This is a genomic window from Rhizobium sp. UFLA01-1127, assembly GCF_059803845.1.
In genome coordinates, this window is sequence record NZ_JAUQTZ010000005.1 from 69089 (window position 1) to 87422 (window position 18334).

General features: G+C 59.6%; 16 protein-coding genes. 7 read left to right on the forward strand and 9 right to left on the reverse strand.

The features are described 5' to 3' along the window. Positions 1–53: 53 nt before the first annotated feature. From Q4Q11_RS02435 to Q4Q11_RS02455, 5 genes are all read right to left on the reverse strand, one after another. Entirely contained in the window at positions 54–527 is a 474-nt protein-coding gene (locus tag Q4Q11_RS02435; protein WP_498568481.1) for a GNAT family N-acetyltransferase, read from the reverse strand. Between the two features lie 47 nt (positions 528–574). Beyond that, the gene (locus Q4Q11_RS02440) at positions 575–1165 is read right to left on the reverse strand and encodes a sigma-70 family RNA polymerase sigma factor (protein WP_498568482.1); all 591 of its coding nucleotides are present in this window, start codon (positions 1163–1165) and stop codon (positions 575–577) included. Between the two features lie 163 nt (positions 1166–1328). After that, positions 1329–2099, reverse strand: a complete 771-nt coding sequence (locus Q4Q11_RS02445) for a 4'-phosphopantetheinyl transferase family protein (RefSeq protein ID WP_498568483.1) — start codon at positions 2097–2099, stop codon at positions 1329–1331. After that, positions 2050–3369, reverse strand: coding sequence for a lysine N(6)-hydroxylase/L-ornithine N(5)-oxygenase family protein (locus Q4Q11_RS02450; protein WP_498568484.1), 1320 nt, complete (start codon positions 3367–3369; stop codon positions 2050–2052). The genes Q4Q11_RS02445 and Q4Q11_RS02450 overlap by 50 nt, the downstream gene beginning before the upstream one ends. Before the next feature lie 32 nt (positions 3370–3401). Continuing rightward, positions 3402–7379, reverse strand: a complete 3978-nt coding sequence (locus Q4Q11_RS02455) for an amino acid adenylation domain-containing protein (protein ID WP_498568485.1) — start codon at positions 7377–7379, stop codon at positions 3402–3404. A 327-nt stretch (positions 7380–7706) separates the two neighbouring features. Between Q4Q11_RS02455 and Q4Q11_RS02460 the strand changes: the two genes are divergently transcribed. The 7 genes from Q4Q11_RS02460 to Q4Q11_RS02490 all read left to right on the forward strand — a co-directional run bounded on the left by Q4Q11_RS02460 (position 7707) and on the right by Q4Q11_RS02490 (position 12953). After that, positions 7707–8858 carry a GNAT family N-acetyltransferase gene (locus Q4Q11_RS02460; RefSeq protein WP_498568486.1) on the forward strand — a complete coding sequence of 384 codons (1152 nt, stop codon included), beginning with the start codon at positions 7707–7709 and terminating at the stop codon, positions 8856–8858. Beyond that, positions 8855–9115 carry a hypothetical protein gene (locus Q4Q11_RS02465; protein WP_498568487.1) on the forward strand — a complete coding sequence of 87 codons (261 nt, stop codon included), beginning with the start codon at positions 8855–8857 and terminating at the stop codon, positions 9113–9115. Before Q4Q11_RS02460 ends, Q4Q11_RS02465 begins: the two co-directional genes overlap by 4 nt. Beyond that, positions 9112–10293: a PLP-dependent transferase gene (locus Q4Q11_RS02470; protein WP_498568488.1), complete on the forward strand. Its 1182-nt coding sequence runs from the start codon at positions 9112–9114 to the stop codon at positions 10291–10293. The genes Q4Q11_RS02465 and Q4Q11_RS02470 overlap by 4 nt, the downstream gene beginning before the upstream one ends. Positions 10294–10398: 105 nt before the next feature. After that, the gene (gene lysA, locus Q4Q11_RS02475; protein ID WP_498568489.1) at positions 10399–11643 is read left to right on the forward strand and encodes a diaminopimelate decarboxylase; all 1245 of its coding nucleotides are present in this window, start codon (positions 10399–10401) and stop codon (positions 11641–11643) included. A 162-nt stretch (positions 11644–11805) separates the two neighbouring features. Further along, entirely contained in the window at positions 11806–12261 is a 456-nt protein-coding gene (locus Q4Q11_RS02480) for a cytochrome P450 (protein WP_498568490.1), read from the forward strand. Between the two features lie 42 nt (positions 12262–12303). Then, on the forward strand, positions 12304–12525 hold the full coding sequence (locus Q4Q11_RS02485; RefSeq protein WP_498568491.1) for a hypothetical protein: 222 nt from the start codon (positions 12304–12306) through the stop codon (positions 12523–12525). Next, the gene (locus tag Q4Q11_RS02490) at positions 12522–12953 is read left to right on the forward strand and encodes a cytochrome P450 (RefSeq protein ID WP_498568492.1); all 432 of its coding nucleotides are present in this window, start codon (positions 12522–12524) and stop codon (positions 12951–12953) included. The genes Q4Q11_RS02485 and Q4Q11_RS02490 overlap by 4 nt, the downstream gene beginning before the upstream one ends. Positions 12954–13500: 547 nt before the next feature. Here Q4Q11_RS02490 and Q4Q11_RS02495 read toward each other — a convergent pair. The 4 genes from Q4Q11_RS02495 to Q4Q11_RS02510 form a co-directional block, all read right to left on the reverse strand. Then, positions 13501–15243, reverse strand: coding sequence for a glycerol-3-phosphate dehydrogenase/oxidase (locus tag Q4Q11_RS02495; protein ID WP_498568493.1), 1743 nt, complete (start codon positions 15241–15243; stop codon positions 13501–13503). 60 nt (positions 15244–15303) lie between these two features. Beyond that, positions 15304–16833, reverse strand: a complete 1530-nt coding sequence (locus Q4Q11_RS02500) for an FGGY-family carbohydrate kinase (RefSeq protein ID WP_498568494.1) — start codon at positions 16831–16833, stop codon at positions 15304–15306. Positions 16834–16887: 54 nt separating this feature from the next. Next, complete coding sequence (locus tag Q4Q11_RS02505) at positions 16888–17730, reverse strand: DeoR/GlpR family DNA-binding transcription regulator (RefSeq protein WP_498568495.1); 843 nt, start codon at positions 17728–17730, stop codon at positions 16888–16890. 198 nt (positions 17731–17928) lie between these two features. Beyond that, positions 17929–18334 (reverse strand): substrate-binding domain-containing protein (locus tag Q4Q11_RS02510; protein WP_498568496.1); only part of this gene is annotated, 406 nt, incomplete at its 5' end.

Below are 18334 nucleotides of genomic sequence, written 5' to 3' on the forward strand. Positions count from 1 at the left end.
CCCGCCGCAGCGCGCCGCCTTCCTGAAATACTGGTCGCCGGAAGGCGGCCGGATTAGTTGATGGAGGTCAAGGGTTTGACGAAGAACAGGCACGGATCGCTCTCACCCCACAGCGTCGGGAATATCTCGGCGCGGATGAAGCCGTTCCTATCGTAAAAAGCGCGGGTTCTATCGTATTGCGGTTCGTCCTTGCCGCGCGGGGCGAGCGTCTTGACCGTCAGGAGCTTACAATCGGCGGAACGGGCAAATGTCTCGGCTGCCGCAAGCAGCCGCTTACCGACGCCGCTTCTATGGTAACGCCGCCTGGTTGCAATCACCAGAACCTCCATCGCCGCCGGCGGATGAGGGTGCAATGCGACGAAGCCGGCAACGGTGTCCGCCTCCATGCAGCCGAACATCGGCAGGGTTTCTACTGCGTCCGCGCAGGCCTCTATGACATCCGGATTGGTGAACCAATCCGTCAATTCCGACATGATGGCACGACAGATAGCGCCTTTGGCTTCGGTTATTTCGACGGTTTCCTGCATCTGTTCGTTGCTTTCCTGGTTATGGCATGCTGAGCGGCGAGCCTCCGTCAGGCCCGCATCTCCCGCATGCGCGCTGATCGGTTTCGCCTGTGGCTGCTCTCGGCAGCACAGCTCTGGTCGGCTTCCAGTGAGATGGCGGCGAGGCACTTCGAATGCGCCTCTCGCAGAAGACCGCAAACAAGGGAGCGGGATACGCCCGCCTCCCTGGCGATGATGTTTTGGGGAATGTCGTTGAAATAATGCTCCTCGTAGAACTTTCGGGTTCTGGCGGGCATGGATTCGACGGTGCAGCGAAAGGCTTTATAGGCCTCGGCCTCATGAAGATGTTCTTCAGGACTTCCGTAGCCGGAGGTGTTGCCGCCGACTTCTTCTTCGAGGAACAGGCCGCGCTCATATTGTCGCCGCCGCATATGATCGGTCGCCAGATTGCGCACCATGCGCATCACGTAAGGCGCAGGCGCCGCTATATCCTCCTTCAGCGGCTTGGAGACCAGCTGCAGGAGAACTTCTTGCACGACATCCTCGGCCAAGCTCATGCAGCCGGTGATCCTGCGCGCGATGGAGAGGAGCTTCGGATAGGCGTGTAGTGCTGTTTGGAGTTGCTCATTGGAAGTCGACTGTGAAAGGTTGGCAATCATGTCGGGCTCTCGCTGAAATCCAAAGTTGCATTTCTGTGTGCCCCTCTTTTTCAGAGGAACCTATAAAACATGATAGTTAGAGTCAAGATAGAGAAGTCGAAAAGTGAAGCAACTCCTAAATCATGGATTATCTTACTGATTTTATTAGATATCTTAATAGAATCTAGAAGAAAATCCCGCTTTTGTGATGCCGCCATCGCGGTTCTGTCACCGGCCTTGATGTGGCGATAGCCCATTGAAAATCCCCGGCTTCTTCACCGCAGATCCGGCCGGAACGCACGAAAATCGGTTCGCTTCGCCCTCGGTTTCTGATGCTAAAAGTTGTACCTCCAGGCACCGGTATCACGCTTCGCGGGTCGGCCAAAAACCCCTGACCGAGGCATTTCAGCGCTGCCTCCTTCTGAACCCAATAGGCGAGAAAGGCATCGGGGCGGTGTCGCGGGTCCGCTTGCCGCATTTGATCGAGTTCTTGTTCGGAAAGGATCATGGGCATGATTTCATCCGCTTCCGATTCGGAAAAAGCGTCGAGCCGTTCGATATCGATGCCGACACGGCTGCCGCGGCAAACCGCAAGGGCCACCGTGTCCTTCGTGTGTGAGAGACTGAAGTCGATATCGGGATAGGCAGGCAGGTAAGGTCGGCCGAAGGGGGTAATCGCGATGGAAAGCGCTTGCGGAGCGCTTCCGACCAGATTGCCGATGATGCTGCGGCACAAGATCCGACCGCCAACGAAAAGACGCCGCGCCGCGCATGATCGAAATGCGGCGGCACGGTCTTTTTCCGTCTCGTCCAATATCGACTCTGACAAGGGCAGGGCGTCAGGCAGATGCAGGCTATGAAGCTCCACCTGAGCGGTCTCTTCCTCCCGCTGGAATGTCGCCACCTTATTCCGCTGCCTGTCCGATGTGAGAGGGAAGTTCGCTCCATTGCCCATGCGTTTCCCATTGTACGATCGGATCGAGCTGATCGAGATCGAAATGTTGGCGGCCGAGCAATGCGTTGGCGATCACGGCGCTGCGCCATGCGGTAAGACTGAGCTGCGGCTCGGCAATGCCATGGCTGTGGCGCCCGGCGTTGAGAACGAAGATGCGGTTCTGGCGCGGGCCGTCCCATGCGAGCGAGAAGTCGCTTTCGAGCACCGGCTCGCCGATGGAGTTGAGTTCGATGCGATTTTCTAGCGAATGCAGGAATTGCGGAAGCACGAAGCGATAGCCGGTGGCAAGGACGATCATATCGACGGTAAGCCTTTCGATGCTGTCATCGAAACCGTTGCGCATCGTCAGCGTGATTTCCGGGCCATCCTGCTCGGCCGCAATGACATTGCGGAACGGCCGTAGCGATATGCCATGATCCGGATTGCCGGCGGCATCAAGCTTGCGCTCGTAGAGCCGCCGGTAGAGCTTTTTCAATGTCGAGGCGGAAACGCCGTCGCTCGCCAGCACCTGCCTGCGCGTATGGGTGAGGCGCAGTTCTTCGGGCAGCCCATGGAAACGCTCCATATAGCTCGGCGTGAAAAGCTCGTTGGTGAAGGGCGTGGCGTCGAGCGGTTCGAAATTCGGCCGGCGGCTGATCCAATGAATGGTCGAGATATTGTTCAGATCGAGAAGCGCATCGGCGATCTCCGCACCACTTTGGCCGCCGCCGATGACGGCGACGCGCGGGGCTTTGACATCTCCAATTCGCTGTGTCGCCTCGCTGCTGTGGAAGGTCATCGATTTCGGCAGCTGTTCGGCCCAGGCCGGGCGAGACGGGATCTTGCCAACGCCGACGGAGAGATTGCGGGCCGCGATCGCGCCGTTATCGGTGGCGACGGAGAAAAAGCCGCCATCGGCATGAACCTCGCGCACGCTTGTCCCGAAGCGAAGCGAGGTCAAGCCGCGCGCGACCCATCCGAGATAATCGGCAAATTCCTTGCGAGGGACGGCTTCATATTCCGCATTGAGAAACTGATAAAATCGTTTATGTGCAACGAGATATGAGAGAAAGCTCCAGCGGCTTGTCGGATTGGTGGCGGTGACCAGATCCTTGAGAATTGATGTCTGCATTTCCGCACCCGGCAGCATCATTCCCGGATGCCATGCGAAGGATGGACGCCGTTCGAAGAAGCGGACGGCAAGTTGCGGTATGGAATCGAGCTGGGCGGCAAGGCTGAGGTTGAAGGGACCGATTCCGGCTCCGGCGAGGTCGAGCACGTGCGATGTCATGATGCAGCTCCAGGATGATGTCGAAGAGTGGATTACTTGACGGCGTCTTTGGACAGCGGCGCCGGCGCGAAGGCATGGTCAAGCCGCCGGGCGAAACGCTGATGGAAGGGCGTCTTGCCGATGATCGTCAGGTGGTTGGTGCCCGTGACGATCTCCGATGCCGTCGCATTCGGCGAATAGCGCCGCCAGTCGATGACGTTGAGGGCGCGCGTAAGCGAATCCTCGGCGGCAAAGGCATGGATGCGGAAATCCGATTGCTCCAGGCGGTAGTTCCGGAAGATCATCGCATTGTCGATGAGGATCCAGAACGTGTGTTCTTCCGAGCCGATATCGGGGCCATCCGTCGGCAGCTTGACACTGTGCTTGACGACATGATGGAGGAACTGTTCGTAAACCTCCTCGTTCATGGCGGCAAAGAGCCTCTTCCAATCCTCGCGCATCGGCGTGATCGCAAGCCACTTCTGGACTTGAGCATGGGCGCGGTCGCGGACACCGCCTTCGAAGTGCGGCATAATGCCGATAGTGAACTCCTCGTCCATGTCACAGACGTCCACCATACCGATCATGCGCAGATCGATGTCGTTGTCGAGCTGCCGGGCCGCCTCATAGGCAAGGAGCCCACCCCACGACCAGCCGAGAAAAGCGCAGGGCCGGCCCTTGGCTTGTCTGCGCACCGCTTCTGCATAGCGCGCCGTGATATCTTCGACGCGGGTGCTCAGCGCCTTAGTTTCGGTGAGCGAATAGCAGATGAAGCCCGTCGCCGGCTGTTCCGGACCGAGATAATCGACGAGGCGCATATATTCGCGCGTGCTGACGAGGAGGCCTGGAAAGCAATAGAGCACAGGCCGGTCGCCCTTGCGTCTGAGGTAGACCACATCGACACCGGTCTCGTCGCGGCTGCCGTCGATTGCGAGTGCTAGGTCGCGCACCGTCGGATGGTTGAACATGTCGGCGATCGACAGCGGCCATTCGGGATGGCGCATCTTCAGGCGCGAGACGATGCGCACGGCCATCAGTGACTGTCCGCCGATATCGAAGAAATTCTCCGTGACGCCGATATCGCCGATGTCGAGAATGTCCCTCCAGACGTCGAGGATCGCTTTTTCCTTGTCGTTGGCAGGGGCTTCGATTTCGCGCTCGAGGCGCGGTGCCGGCAGGGCGGCGCGATCGAGCTTGCTGTTTGGCCCCATCGGCAGCCTGTCGATGATCATGATGGTCTGCGGCACCATGTAGTCTGGCAGGGCGGTCATGGCAGCACGGCGCAGCTCGGTCACGCTCAAACTCTCACCCTCGCGCGGCACCACATAGGCGACGAGCGAACTGCGTCCCCCGTCATTGTGCAATAGGATAACCGCCTCTGCCACACGCTGATCGGAGCGCAGCACGGCTTCGATCTCGCCCGGCTCGATGCGGAAGCCGCGCAACTTGATCTGGTGATCGACGCGGCCTGCGAATTCGATGATGCCGTCTTCCCTCCAGCGGCCGAGATCGCCAGATTTATAGAGCCTGCCGCCTTGCGAGAAGGGATCGGGAATGAAGCGGTCCGCCGTCAGCTCCGGCTGGCCGAGATAGCCGCGCGCCAGGCCGCTGCCGCCGATATGGATTTCGCCGATCACGCCGACTGGAACCGGCGCAAGGTCGGCATCGAGCACATAGACGCGCCGGTCGCCGACGCCGCGGCCGATCGGCGCGACTGTTCCCTCGAAACGGGTTCCCGCTGGAATCTTCCAGATCATCGGCGTCATGATCGTTTCGGTCGGACCGTAGCCGTTGATCAGCAGCTGCGCTTTGAGGTTCTCGGTGATCATGTCGAACACCGCCTGCGACAAGGCCTCGCCGCCGAAGGAATAGAGCCGCAGCCGCGGTATGTCGCCATTTTCGCCGGCATATTCGGCAAGTCCGCGCACATAGCTGGTGGGCAGGCTGGCATTGTTGACGCGGTGCCGCTTCATCATCGCGAAGGCGTCTTCCGGTGTGGCAAGCTTGTCCTGCGTCAGCACCACGCCGCCGCCGGCCATCAGCGGCACCATCCAGCGCTCATGGCCGCCGTCGGAGGTGAACGGCAATACGGGATACTCGCAGGACTCCTCGCTCATCTCGTAGATGCGCAATGTCGCCTTGCAATGATGTGCGAGCGGGCCGTGCTCGACGGCGACGCCTTTCGGCACGCCCGTCGAGCCCGACGTGTAGATCACATAGGCAAGCTGCTGTGGAGCAATGATCGTTGCCGGCGCGTCGATGCTCTCGGCGGACAGGTCGATGGCATCGAGATTGAGGTAGGGTGTCGCAATATCGCTCGGCAGGTTTGCGATGTGTTTTGCGCGGGAAATGACGAGCGAAAGGCCGGGAGCCGTCAGAATGTGACGATTGCGGGCTTCCGGGTGGTCCGGCTCGACCGGCGTAAATGCGCCGCCCGACTTCAAGACGGCAAGAATGGCGATGATCGCATCGATCGACTTTTCAAGGGCGATTGCCACGCGTTTTTCCGGGCCGATGCCCATCGTGATGAGACGGTGCGCCAGCCGGTTGGCGGCAACTTCGAGCTCGCCATGCGTGATCGACCTTTCGCCCTGTGCGACGGCAAAAGCATTCGGTCGCCGTCTTGCCTGTGCGGAAATGACTTCGTGAATCGGCATGCCATCGTCCGGTTCCGGCGCGTCTGGGTAGGGTGCCGAAAGCCTGTCCAGCTCTTCCGGCGAGACAAAGGGAATATATTTGACCTGAAGACCGGGATCGGACTGCAACTGTGTCAGTGCCACGGCAAGATCGTCGGCGAAGCGGATGATTTGCTTTCGATCATGCTTTTGCGGGTCGAAGCCGATGCTGATGCGAAGCCTGCCAGCGGTTGCGGGTGAAGCGGTGATGACCAGATCGGCATCGCGGCGGGCCGGCGGTTCGATGGGGCTGCGTAGAGGGACGCCGTTCGAGGTTGCTTGCAGGAGGCGCTGCGGCGGACGCACGTCAAGGAGAGTCTTGACGAGGCCGGTGGTGTCGAAGGATTCATCCCGTCTTATCAGCGCATCGGCAAGGGCCTCGAAGGGCAGAGATTGCGGCGAGACGGTTTCGATTTCCTCGGCAAAGGTGTCGCGAACGTCCGTCAGCGTCATGGCGCCATCGAGTTCGGCGGTGAGGATCAGCACATCCTCGCTGCGGGCGGCGATCGCCTGCCTTTCCGGCCGCGTGACTAGGCCGATCCTTTGCGCGCCGTATCCGGAATGGCGCCGCAGGGCGATCCCAAGAGCGGCAAGCATGTCGTGGGAGATGTCCGCAGCCGACTGTACCGGCACTTCAAGCACATGCTCGAACCATGTCTCGTCGACGGTGCTCTTTCCAGCCGATGTTTGCGGCAGGAGCGATGCAATGTTTTCTTGAGCCGTCAGCCGCTGAAACCAGAAGTCGACCAGTTCCGGCGCCAGATTGCGCGACCCGCCATTACCACGCATCCACGATGCAGCGTCGGGTAATGCCGTCCCGGCAATATCTGCCGGTTGGTTACGGTCGATGTTGCCAAGGAAATCCGTTGCCAGCAGATCAAGCGTTGCGGCATCGGCAAGGATGGCATGAAGGGAGAATAGGGCACCCAGCGCGTGTCCATTCTGCGTCAGAAGAATGAAACGGGCCGGGTTGCCTTTCGTAAGATCCATGGCGCGGGCTCGTTCGGCCGCGGCGGCTGTCCCCAGCGCCTCGTCCAGATTGCCGCCGACGGGCAACTCCGTTTCAACGATGTCGACTATGCGGTCTTTTCTCAAAATCTGCTGGACGGCGCCGCCAGCGCGCGCCTCGAATTCCGAAGTGATGAGCGGATGTTGCCGCGAAAGCGCCGAAAGGCCCTCACGTGCGATAGCAACAAGGACGAAAGGAAAAACGACGGCGAGTATTTGTCGCCCGTAAACGACCTCGTTGCCCGTCTCTGACAAGAGCCAGATCCGTGACTGTGCCGGCGACAGCGAGAATCTGGCAAGGTAATCCAAGTCGCTTGCTACCTTGGCGTTCCGATCATGGACGGTCATTTCTTCGCGGTTCTCCTTGAATGCGCTGAAATACAACTTAAATCAATCGAAATACAATATCGTATTTTACCCAATATCTATAATGGATATTAAGTTTAATGGATTGATATCCCTGGCTTTGTGGTGCCGTTAAACTCGGATACTCCGAAATTTACGTTGATGTATTTGCATGACGAACGGAGTTTTGAAAAGTTCAGGCTACAGTCAAAAAAATATTTTTAGAAAATATTCTGAATTTCCGCTGGTGTCGCTCGTCACTGCGAAATCGGCGCTGTGCTCGGTTCGCCGATCTTAACAGGCGCGGTTTTGGGCATATGGAGATGAAATATGGATGCTTCCCTGGTGATGAGGAGTGGTGGAGCGGCTGAGACGTCCTTTGAGCTGCGCCTGCCGGCATCGGGTTTTGCAAGCAGTGTGCTTACTTGCGGCCAGCCGCTCACCATATCGCCTGGGCAGGCACCCGGCAGCTTCCGCGTCGAATATCAGGAGGCCAAGGTTGCCTCTGGCCATCTGTCGGGTCCGGCCGCCAATCTTCTGATCTTCGACACCATCTCCACTGTAGTCTTGCCGGTTGGCGGCGAGGACATCGTCAATGCCGTCGCAGAAGCCATTCTGGCATGCAATCCGCAACTGATCTCCTTTGAGATCGAACTTGCAGACGATGACCTCGCAATCCGTCTGCTGAAAGCGGGCGCGATCGAGCGTAGCGGAGAGCGTCTCGTCGTGCGGCCCGAATCCTTTTTTCAGCAAGCAAGGCCCTGGCTCGGAAACACGCCGAATGCCTATCCGGAAGTGCCGGTCCTGACGAATGGAACCCTTCATCCGCAGCGACCGCCGAAGCCGGCTGGCCCCGTCTACAGCCGCTTCATTCCCTGGCTGAATGCGCAGCTTAGCTTTCATGTCGCCGATATCGAGGCCGATCTTGCGCATTTCCACCGCTGGATGAACGATCCCAGGGTCGCCGCCATATGGGAAGACAGCGGCGACCTTTCCTATCATCGCGATTTCATCGAGGGCCGCCTTGCCGATCCGCGCACCTTGCCGCTGATCGGAACCTTCGGCGGCGTGCCCTTCGGCTATTTCGAGCTCTATTGGGCGAAGGAGGACAGAATCGGACCGCACTACGACGCCGATGGCTATGACCGCGGCTGGCATGTGGCGATCGGCGAGGATGATTTCCGCGGAAAAGCCTTCGTCGGCGCCTGGCTGCCGTCGCTGATGCACTACATTTTCCTTGCCGATCCGCGCACCCGCAGGATCGTCGGCGAGCCGATCCATCATCATGCCCAGCAGATCCGCAATCTCGACCGCTCCGGCTTCGCCAAGGTCAAGCATATTCAGTTCCCGCACAAGAAGGCGCTGCTCGTCATGCTTTTGCGCGAGCGCTTCTTCTTGGATCGGCTGCTGCTGCCGGATCTTACCGGCTTGACCGCGCAGGATGGGAAGCCCGTCCTCGGTTCGTTGCCGCGAGCTGCATGATGAATACAGCCGTCGATATGAACGATCCGCGCATGGGCCAGCTCGTTCTGGCGGTCGCGCTGCCCGCGGTGGCTGGGCTTGCCGCCCTCATAGGGCTTGCGCCGCAGGGCTACCTGCTGATCCCGCTTCTGCTCCTGCTGCCGTCCTCGGCGGCTTTGTCGGATGGCGGGAATGGCGCGCCATTCTGCCGAGCGATGCACCGGACCGCCTTGTTGGCCAATCGACACTTCACCCCTTATCCAAGAGGAACGCCATGAACGAGACGCCAAGATTCGATGCCTACCGGCACGCCATTCCCGATACGCTGATGCCGCCAACGAGCGATCCCTTCGATGCCGCCGTGCCGCCGATCTACCAGACGTCGCTCTTCCTGTTCGACAGCTACAAGGAGCTCGAGGACGTTTTCGCGGGCCGCTCGAGAAGGCCGATCTATTCGCGCGGCGACAATCCGACCGTGCGGCTTCTGGAACGCAAGATCGCCGAGATGGAGGGTGCGGAAGAGGCGCGCGCCTTTTCGAGCGGCATGGGCGCTATTGCTGCCGCGGTTCTCGCCTTCGTCGGACCCGGCGACCGGATCGTCACCGTACGGCATGTCTATAGCGACGCCTTCCGCTTCTTTGAAAAGGTGCTGAAGCGTTTCGGTGTCGTCGTCGATTATATCGATGGCACCGATACGCAAGCCATGCTCGCCGCACTTCCCGGTGCCAAGCTTGTCTATCTCGAAAACCCGACCTCGATGGTCTTCGAGCTACAGGATCTGACTGCGATCGCCGAAGCCGCCCGTCGTCATGGCGTGGTAACGATGGTCGATAATTCCTGGGCGACGCCGCTTTATCAGAAGCCGCTCGCTTCCGGGATCGATATCGTCATCCACGCCGCGTCGAAATATCTGGGCGGACAGAGCGATACGGTGGCGGGTCTTGTTACCGGCTCCAAAGCGCATATCGACCGGATCAACAGCGAAATCTACCCCTACACGGGTGCGAAACTCGCGCCGTTCGAGGCATGGCTCGTGCTGCGCAATCTGGAAACCCTGCCATTCCGCATGCGCCATCATCATGAGGCCGGGCTCGAAGTGGCCTCCTGGCTCAACGCCCATGCGGATGTGACCAATGTCATGCATCCGGCTTTCAGCGACCATGCCGGAAAATGCACCTTCTCCGGCTTCGGCGGGCTGTTTTCCTTCGAGGTTTCAGACCGCATCGACGTGGCGGATTTCGTCGATGCGCTGCGCGTCATTCGTATTGGTGTCAGCTGGGGCGGGCCGGAAAGCCTGGTGGTCCCCGCCAGTGCTGCTCTCAGCATCTCGCCGGAAACCAATGTCTTCGCGCGCTTCGGTGTCAGCGACCGAACGATCCGCCTGAATGTCGGGCTGCACTCGGCCAGGGAGGTCATTGCCGATCTCGAGCAGGCCCTTGCAGCCGCCAAGCGCTAGCCAGCCGCAGCACCTTTGTATTCAGAAAGGGTGGAGTGACACAGTCGCTCCGCCCATACTATTATTCATCGTTGATCCTTCCTGCCTGGACCCTATCGAGACAAGATGACCATTCCTTCCAATGAAACGCTGAGCGCGCTTGCCGCCGAATATGGAACGCCGCTCTGGATCTATGATGCCGCAGCGATCCGCCGCCGCATCGCGCAACTTTCCGCCTTCGATGTCATTCGCTTTGCGCAGAAGGCTTGTTCGAACATTCATATCCTGAAAGAGATGCGCAAGGCGGGTGTGCAGGTCGATGCCGTTTCGCTCGGCGAGATCGAGCGGGCAATGCGGGCGGGCTATTCTGCCGGCACTGTGTCGGAAGATGCGGAGATCGTCTTCACCGCCGATGTCTTCGACCGGCCGACGCTGGAACGCGTCATTGCCGATAAGATAGAGGTGAACATCGGCTCCATCGACATGCTGCATCAATTGGGAGAGCGCTCGCCTGGCCATCGGGTGTGGCTGCGCATCAATCCCGGTTTCGGACATGGCCATAGCAAAAAGACCAACACCGGCGGCGAAACCAGCAAGCATGGCATTTGGTTCGAGCAGTTACAGGAGGCCGTGGCGCTGACGCGGCAATATTCGCTGAAGCTTGTCGGCCTGCACATGCATATCGGCTCCGGCGTCGATTATCGGCACCTTCAGCGCGTTTGCGGCGCAATGATTGAGTTCTGCCGCGCGCTTGATGTCGATATCGAAGCGATTTCGGCCGGCGGCGGTCTTTCGGTGCCCTATCGGGAGGGTGAGGAAGAGATCGATCCTGCCCATTATTTTTCGCTCTGGGATAAGGCCCGGCGCGAGATCGAGGCGCATTTCGGCCACGCAATCCGGCTGGAGATCGAGCCCGGCCGGTTTCTGACGGCGGATTCCGGTGTATTGCTGGCTGAAGTGAGGGCGGTCAAGATGATGGGCCGTAACCGCTTCGTCCTCGTCGATGCCGGTTTCAGCGATCTCGCCAGACCTGCCATGTACGGCAGCTATCATCATATCTCCGTCATCCCAGGCGAGACGCTTCGCGGTGCCGCCGGAGCAATCTTCCCAACCGTCGTCGCAGGTCCGCTCTGCGAATCGGGTGATGTTTTCACGCATACGGACAATGGCACGGTTGAAACGCGCGATCTGCCCGAGGCCCATGTCGGCGACTATCTCGTATTTCATGGTGCCGGCGCTTACGGCGCGACGATGTCGTCGAACTACAACAGCCGTCTTTATGCACCGGAAGTCCTGATCGACGGAGAGACACATCGCTTGATCCGCAGGCGCCAGACACTGGATGAGCTCTTCACGCTGGAAGCCATCTAGGCGAAGATTGGTGATTGCTATGCCGAAGAGGTCTTCGCCTCCGCCGATCCGGGAGGCTTTTCTGCGGTTGCGAAATGAATATAGTGAGCGCGGCCGGGCATGGTTGTGCTCGGCTGCCCTCACATCCTCACCGGCCGCAAGGCGCGAAAGTTCTGAACCGATATGCTGGCCTGGCTTGATCAGAAAACCGAAATCGTCGAGCACGCCGATCAGTCGTCACAATATTTCGAGCCGGCACATGCCGCCTATTACGGTGGAAAACCCGGCCAGCCGCTGAGGCTGATGCTGCAGGCGCGCAGCGATTTCCTGTCGATCTGGCGTCGTGCCGATTATCGCGAACATGTGGCAGAGTTCAAGCTTCTCGGCCGCCAGCTTATCATCGTCAATTCGCCTGATGCCATCCGCTATGTGGTGGCCAAGCGCCATGAGAATTTCGAGCGCAAGACGCCGCAGATGCGACGCGCTTTGGAGTATCTGCTGGGTGACGGACTGTTCATTTCCGACAAGGCGACCTGGAAACAGCGCCGTCCGTTGGTCTCCGATATCGTGCACAAGAACCGCGTGCCGGCCTTTGGCGCGATCATGCAGAGCACGGCAAGCGAGCTTGCCGACCGCTGACAGAACCTCGGGGAGGGCGCCGAAGTCAACGCCCTGTTCGAAATGGCGGGGCTGACGGCGAAGATCATCTCCCGCAGCGTTTTCGGCAATGATCTCGGCGAAGAAAGTGCCAATGCCGTCACCGAGGGTTTTGCGGGCTATCAGTCGCTGGTCGATTCCGTCAATTTCGGCTACTTCCTCGGCTTTGACGAGGGCTACCGATCATCAGGACGCCGAGCCTCAGCCGGTCGGTCAAGCGGATACACCGCATCATCGATCAGGTGATCGAGGACCATCTGGCCGGCAAGGGCGACAACAACTCGATGGTCGAGCTGCTGATCCGCCGGCAACAGCGCAATCCCGAGCTGAAACTCGACGTCGTGGCGCTGAGAAACGAAGCCGCCACCATCTTCATGGCCGGCCATGAAACCACGGCAGCGACCCTCACCTGGGCCTGGTATCTGCTTGCCGGCGCGCCCTGGGTGGAGGCGGCGGTTCATGCGGAAATCGAAGCCGTCTGCGGAGATTGGGTGCCGTCCGTCGATGATATTCCGGCGCTGAACTGGTGCCGGGCGGTCATCGAGGAAACCTTGCGCCTTTATCCGCCAGTGCCGATCCTGGCGCGGCAGGCAGCCGAATCGGACCAAATCGGCAGCGTGAAGGTCCGCAAGGCTGCACTCGTGCTGATTGTGCCATGGATGCTTCCGCACTGACGGCGAGAGACGCATCGATGCGGCACCTCTCCCAGCTAACAATGTGGACATTTCAATGTCCTGGAATGGCAACTTTTGGCATAGCGCTGATTTTACTGAAGCGGTATGCTCGGGATTGACGGCATATCTTTCCTGCTTTGATGCGGTCCATACAGATCGCCTTCACATTGGAATACTCGGGGCAAGCTTAGGATTGAACACAGTACTTTATGAAAATAGCTACTATAAGAACCGTGCAATTTTCGAGTACAGTATTGGGGCGAGGTTTCCCTATGCTAAACTAAAGATGGCTTGAACCGCTGACCAGCGGCAGGCTAGTTGCGCATTCGGAAATATCATCAGTGAGATCAAGATCTTATTGCGGATTGCAACATGAGGTTGTACTTCGGTTTCATATCTGAGTGAGCTCATCCTCTATCTTTCGCGGACATTCGCAACGGGTAACCAGCCAATGCTATTCTAGATATTGGCTGGAAGAAGGCCATTGAATGATAACGAGAGTTGACTTGCCGTTTTGCTCCAACCGGCTTTCTCCTGAGCCGCATGATCAGCGTGTCGCTGGGCCGGCCGTTCGGTGTTTGCTTTCTTCGCTCAGTGTCTGTCCGTGGAATTTCGACAGCGACGTGACGACATCGTCGATTTCGTCACTTAATCTTTGGGTATCCCATTGCAGAGCGGACGCCGCAATCGCGCCGATTTCGCGCAGTCCCTGGATCGTCAGCAGGCCTTCGATCGCCATGGTGGTGCGGCGGAAGACGATATCGGATAGATGCACAACCATCTCCTGCCGCGCGATCCAGTCAATCTCCAGCGCGCTATAACGTTTCGCGCCGCTGATGCGCTGATCGTCATTGTATTCGGAGCGGTAAGCAAGGATGTCCGCAGCGGTCGTGCCGTATCGGCCAAGCAGTTCATCCACTCTGCTCGCCTCGACACCGGCCGTTGCTGCAACCCTCTTGATCCAGCGCGTGCGCTCATCGGCGCTTACCGGAAAATCTCGGCCGCCGCCAATGGCGAGACGCTCAGTGGATGTCTTGCGGCCGATTTGAAGGCGAGCCAGCACCGTATCGGCGACCTCTTCGGCAAAGCCGCGGAACGTCGTCCATTTGCCGCCGACCAGCGAGATGATCGGGAAGGGACGGCCCGTCTGCGGCTCGAAAACCGGTGCTGAGTGATCGCGGCTGATCAGGCCCGGCGACGAGGCGTCGGAAGCGGGCAGGGGCCGGATGCCGCTATAGCTGTATGTCACCTGGTTGCGGTCAAAACGCAGGCTCGGCAAAAGCGAGCGCAGGCTGTCGAGAAAATAGTCGATCTCCGGCTCCTCGCAGCGCACATTGTCGGGATCGTCGTAAGGGATATCGGTCGAGCCGACCAAAGCCTGGCCGAGATAGCCATAGACGAGGCAGATGCGGCCGTCATCGGCCTCGAAATAGATCATATGGCCGTTGAGGCTGCGCACCAGTTCCGGATGATCGAGCAGGATATGTGATCCCTTGGTGCCGCCGATCAGATGTGCGGGTGCGCCAAGAGCGGCATTGACCTGATCGATCCAGGGACCTGCGGCATTGACGACGAGCTTTGGCTTTGCCGAAAAGGCATAGCCGTCCGAACGCCGGAAGGTCAGTAGACCGTCGGTGGCGGAAACCAGCCTTGTGGAATTCGCCGCCAGCGAGCCCTTGTTGGCTTCAAGTCCGTCATTGACCAGTTCATAGACCAACCGCTCCGGCCGGCTGATCTTGGCGTCGTAATAGATGCCGCCTGCCACGATCTGCGGCGTCACATGCGGCATTTCCTTCAGCGCCCGACCCTTCAACAGAAACCTGTGGCGCGGCATGACGCGGTTGCGCGATCCGAAGAAGTCATAAAGCGCAAGGCCGATCTTGATGAGCACGGCGCCGCGGCTGCGCGGCGCCGTCGTCGATCCGAAAAGCGTGCGGAGGGCAGCCGGTATGCCGCGCATCCAGGAAAAGACCGGCACGAAGGTCGGCAGCGCCTCGACGCAATGCGGCGCGTTCGTCAGCAGCAGGTTGCGCTCGAATGCCGATTGGGCGACCAGCCGGAATTCGCCGGTTTCCAGATATTTGAGACCGCCATGGATCAGACGCGAAGGTGCGGCACTCGTTCCCGAGCCGAAGTCCGATTTGTCGATGATCAGGCAGTTGACGCCCTGCAGAGAAAGATCGCGAAACAATCCGGCGCCATTGACGCCCGCGCCCAAGATGACAACGTCGATATCCCCGTCTTGAAGTTGCAAGAAGCGTTGTTTCAGATCGGCGGCCATATCGGTCATAACATCATCATCCTGGTGAATGCCGCGATGGAACTCGTCCCATCCGGCACAGTTTTCGGTCTAGCCTAGGGAGTGGCGGGTCGCGAGATTGCCGATGCGCGGCCAGAGCGGCGCCATCGCTTCTGCAATGTCTCGGAAGAGATCGTAGCGGATGCGATAATCGGCGCTGCGGGCGGAATCCGGACGATAGGTCCTCGCGATCTTGCCGACATCGCGCGGATCGCTCTGCGGGCTGGCATAGACACCGATCCCAGCGCCGGCGCAAAGGGCGGCCCCCCAAGCGGCGGCTTCATCGATCTCGGTGATGGTGACAGGCAGACCGAGCACGTCGGCAAACATCTGCACGACGATCGGATTGCGCGATACGCCGCCCGCCAGCCTTGCCTGATCGAAGGAAAAACCGTCACTTAGGGCATCGACGTGAATCTTGTGGTTGAAGGCGATGCCTTCGAGGACGGCGCGCAGCATGTCGCCGCGGTCATGCCAGCCGCCAAGCCCGAAGAAGCTGGCGGTGGCCTCAGCACCATAGGGTGAGCCGAACAGATAGGGATGGAAGAGCGCGCTCGATGGACGGTTGAAGGCTGCCTCGATCTCGGGACCGAGTACGGCATGGATGGACGTGCCGGCAGCCTCGGCGTTTGCGGCGTCGCTGGCGCAGAGCTTGTCGAGAAACCACTCGTAATTCGCCGAGGATGCCGGCGAGATCGACATATTGTTCCATTGGCCCGGCGCAATGGCATTTCGGCAGAACCAGCGACTGTCGACGCGTGGCTCCGACGATAGCGTCTCGTTGATCGAATAGGTGCCGGCAATGACCGCGACGACGCCATCGGCATAGCCGCCGGCGCCAAGGGCAGAAGCCGTCACATCATGCAGGCCAGCAACGACGGGCGTGCCTCTAGCAAGGCCCGTCCGTTTCGCGACGGCTTCGGACACATAGCCGACAACCTCATCGGATCGTGAGGCTGGCGGCAGGGCGCCGGCGATTGCCTCAACGCCGAAGAGCTTCAGCGCATCCGGCGTATAGTCCTGCGTCGAAACATCGGTAAAAGAAGTGCTGGCCTCGGTGCGGTCGGTGCCGACGACGCCGGTCAGGCAGAAGCACAGCCAGTCCTTGCAGCTCAAGACATGGCCGATCCGGCTAAAACGCTCAGGCTCATTGGCCTTGATCCAGGCAAGCAGCGCAGACGGGGCCGAGACATGCGGCACCTGCCCAGTCAGCCTCAAAGATCCGTCGGCAAGCGGACTTTTCAGCCACTGCTCGACGATCGATCCGGCGCGGCTGTCGAGCGAGAGGATGGCACGCCCAAGCGGCCTATCTGCCCTGTCGAGCAGATAAATGCCATCGCCATGCGCGGTCGCAGCAATAGCCTGAATGTCGCTGGCCGGACGCCCGCTGAGCCTGATCGCCTCGCCAATGGCCTCGGCAGTGCGCGTCCAGAGTTCGTCCATGTCGCGTTCGACATGTCGCGCCTTCGGCATGAACTGGGTCACACGGCGGCGCGCAACGGCAAGCGGCGTGCCGTCGATGTCGAAGATGACGGCCTTGGTGACGGTCAAACCACTGTCGATCCCGAGCAGACTCGGCATTCCTGTTACTCCTGATCGTAAACGAGGTGAGGCGGCCCATGCCGGGGCCGTCGCTCACGCACGCTCCTTGTCGGCCTTGGCGACGACCACATTGATGTTCCTGTTGCGCATGCGCTCGAGGTGATCTGCGGGCGTCTTCTCGTCGACGATGACGACATCGAATTCGCTCAAATGCGCGAAACTATGAAGCGCCCGCCGCTCGAACTTCGTGTGGTCCATCAGCAAGACGCGCTTGGCGGCGCTATTAAACATTGCCCGCTTGATATCGACGATCTCGGGCGACTGATGAAAGACTGCGCCATCGATGACCGCCGACATCGAAATGAAGGCAACATCGGCCCGCAGGCGATTGATTTCGTTGATCGTCATCCGGCCCATGAAGGCATTGCACCAATTATAGTACTGCCCGCCGAGCGCCAGAAGCGTCACGTCATGCATGTCTTTCAGCGCATTCATCAGCGTCAGCGAATTGGTGATCGCCGTCAGCGGCACCTTGGCGGGCAGGTGCGATGCCATCTGCAGGACGGTGGTGGAATCGTCGAGGAAGATCGCCTGACCGGGCTCGACGAACTGCATCGCGGTTGCGGCAATAATCTTCTTTTCGCTTGCCTGCCGGTTGGCACGATAGACGTCGCTCGATTCGATCAGGCTCGTTGCCGCCGCGGTAACGATACCGCGCGTCTTTCGGAAAAGACCTCGGCTGACGAGCTCGTCGACGTCGCGATGCGCCGTCATCAGGCTGATGCCGAAACGCTCAGTCAGGTCCTCGATGCGCATAGACCCTTCCGTCATCACGGCTTCGGCGATCATCTGGCGCCTGGCGATCTGACGCGAATGCCGGCTGTCGCTCGGCAGTTCGTCTTTCAGGAATGATATGGAGCTTGTCTTGTCTGTCACTTTGGCCTCTGACGCTGATCCTTGCGGAGTTGACTTGCTGCGGCGAGTGTCATGCTATGAGAAAAGAATATAAAGAACAGTTCGCTACAAGAATTTCTGCAAGTTCTGTGTGATATTCCGCCAAGGGCTCGTGCTGCCAGCGGACGCTGATAGCGCTCAAGTGAGTGAGGGCGCCGGCTTGCGGCGCCCCCGATATCATTACTCGGACAGGACGAAGGGTGCCGTGTACTTGCCCACATTGTCCTTGGTGATCAGGATGCAATCGAAAAGCTGCTTTTCGCTCTTGGCACCGGTCTTGCCGGTCTTGATGAAGCTGTCGGCCTGCTTGACGGCTTCCGCCGAGAAGGTGGCGACCGGCTGCAGGACGGTATATTGCAGCTCACCGGCCTTGATGGCGGCTACCGCGTCGGGAGAGCCGTCGAAGCCACCGACCTTGACGCTGGCAAGCTTGCCGGCTTCCTTGAGGGCGGCAATCGCGCCGAGCGCCATTTCGTCATTGCCGGAAATCACGCCGATAATGTCCGGGTGGGCCTGCAGGATCGACTGCATCTTGTTGTGACCCTGGGTGCGGTCCCAGTTGGCAACTTCCTTGGCAACCTTCTTC

What these genes read in the sequence shown, in the direction of transcription:
- Q4Q11_RS02435 (WP_498568481.1), bottom strand. Translation starts at nt 527, where the DNA reads ATGCAGGAAACCGTCGAAATAACCGAAGCCAAAGGCGCTATCTGTCGT.
- Q4Q11_RS02440 (WP_498568482.1), bottom strand. Translation starts at nt 1,165, where the DNA reads ATGATTGCCAACCTTTCACAGTCGACTTCCAATGAGCAACTCCAAACA.
- Q4Q11_RS02445 (WP_498568483.1), bottom strand. Translation starts at nt 2,099, where the DNA reads ATGGGCAATGGAGCGAACTTCCCTCTCACATCGGACAGGCAGCGGAAT.
- Q4Q11_RS02450 (WP_498568484.1), bottom strand. Translation starts at nt 3,369, where the DNA reads ATGACATCGCACGTGCTCGACCTCGCCGGAGCCGGAATCGGTCCCTTC.
- Q4Q11_RS02455 (WP_498568485.1), bottom strand. Translation starts at nt 7,379, where the DNA reads ATGACCGTCCATGATCGGAACGCCAAGGTAGCAAGCGACTTGGATTAC.
- Q4Q11_RS02460 (WP_498568486.1), top strand. Translation starts at nt 7,707, where the DNA reads ATGGATGCTTCCCTGGTGATGAGGAGTGGTGGAGCGGCTGAGACGTCC.
- Q4Q11_RS02465 (WP_498568487.1), top strand. Translation starts at nt 8,855, where the DNA reads ATGATGAATACAGCCGTCGATATGAACGATCCGCGCATGGGCCAGCTC.
- Q4Q11_RS02470 (WP_498568488.1), top strand. Translation starts at nt 9,112, where the DNA reads ATGAACGAGACGCCAAGATTCGATGCCTACCGGCACGCCATTCCCGAT.
- lysA (WP_498568489.1), top strand. Translation starts at nt 10,399, where the DNA reads ATGACCATTCCTTCCAATGAAACGCTGAGCGCGCTTGCCGCCGAATAT.
- Q4Q11_RS02480 (WP_498568490.1), top strand. Translation starts at nt 11,806, where the DNA reads ATGCTGGCCTGGCTTGATCAGAAAACCGAAATCGTCGAGCACGCCGAT.
- Q4Q11_RS02485 (WP_498568491.1), top strand. Translation starts at nt 12,304, where the DNA reads ATGGCGGGGCTGACGGCGAAGATCATCTCCCGCAGCGTTTTCGGCAAT.
- Q4Q11_RS02495 (WP_498568493.1), bottom strand. Translation starts at nt 15,243, where the DNA reads ATGACCGATATGGCCGCCGATCTGAAACAACGCTTCTTGCAACTTCAA.
- Q4Q11_RS02500 (WP_498568494.1), bottom strand. Translation starts at nt 16,833, where the DNA reads ATGCCGAGTCTGCTCGGGATCGACAGTGGTTTGACCGTCACCAAGGCC.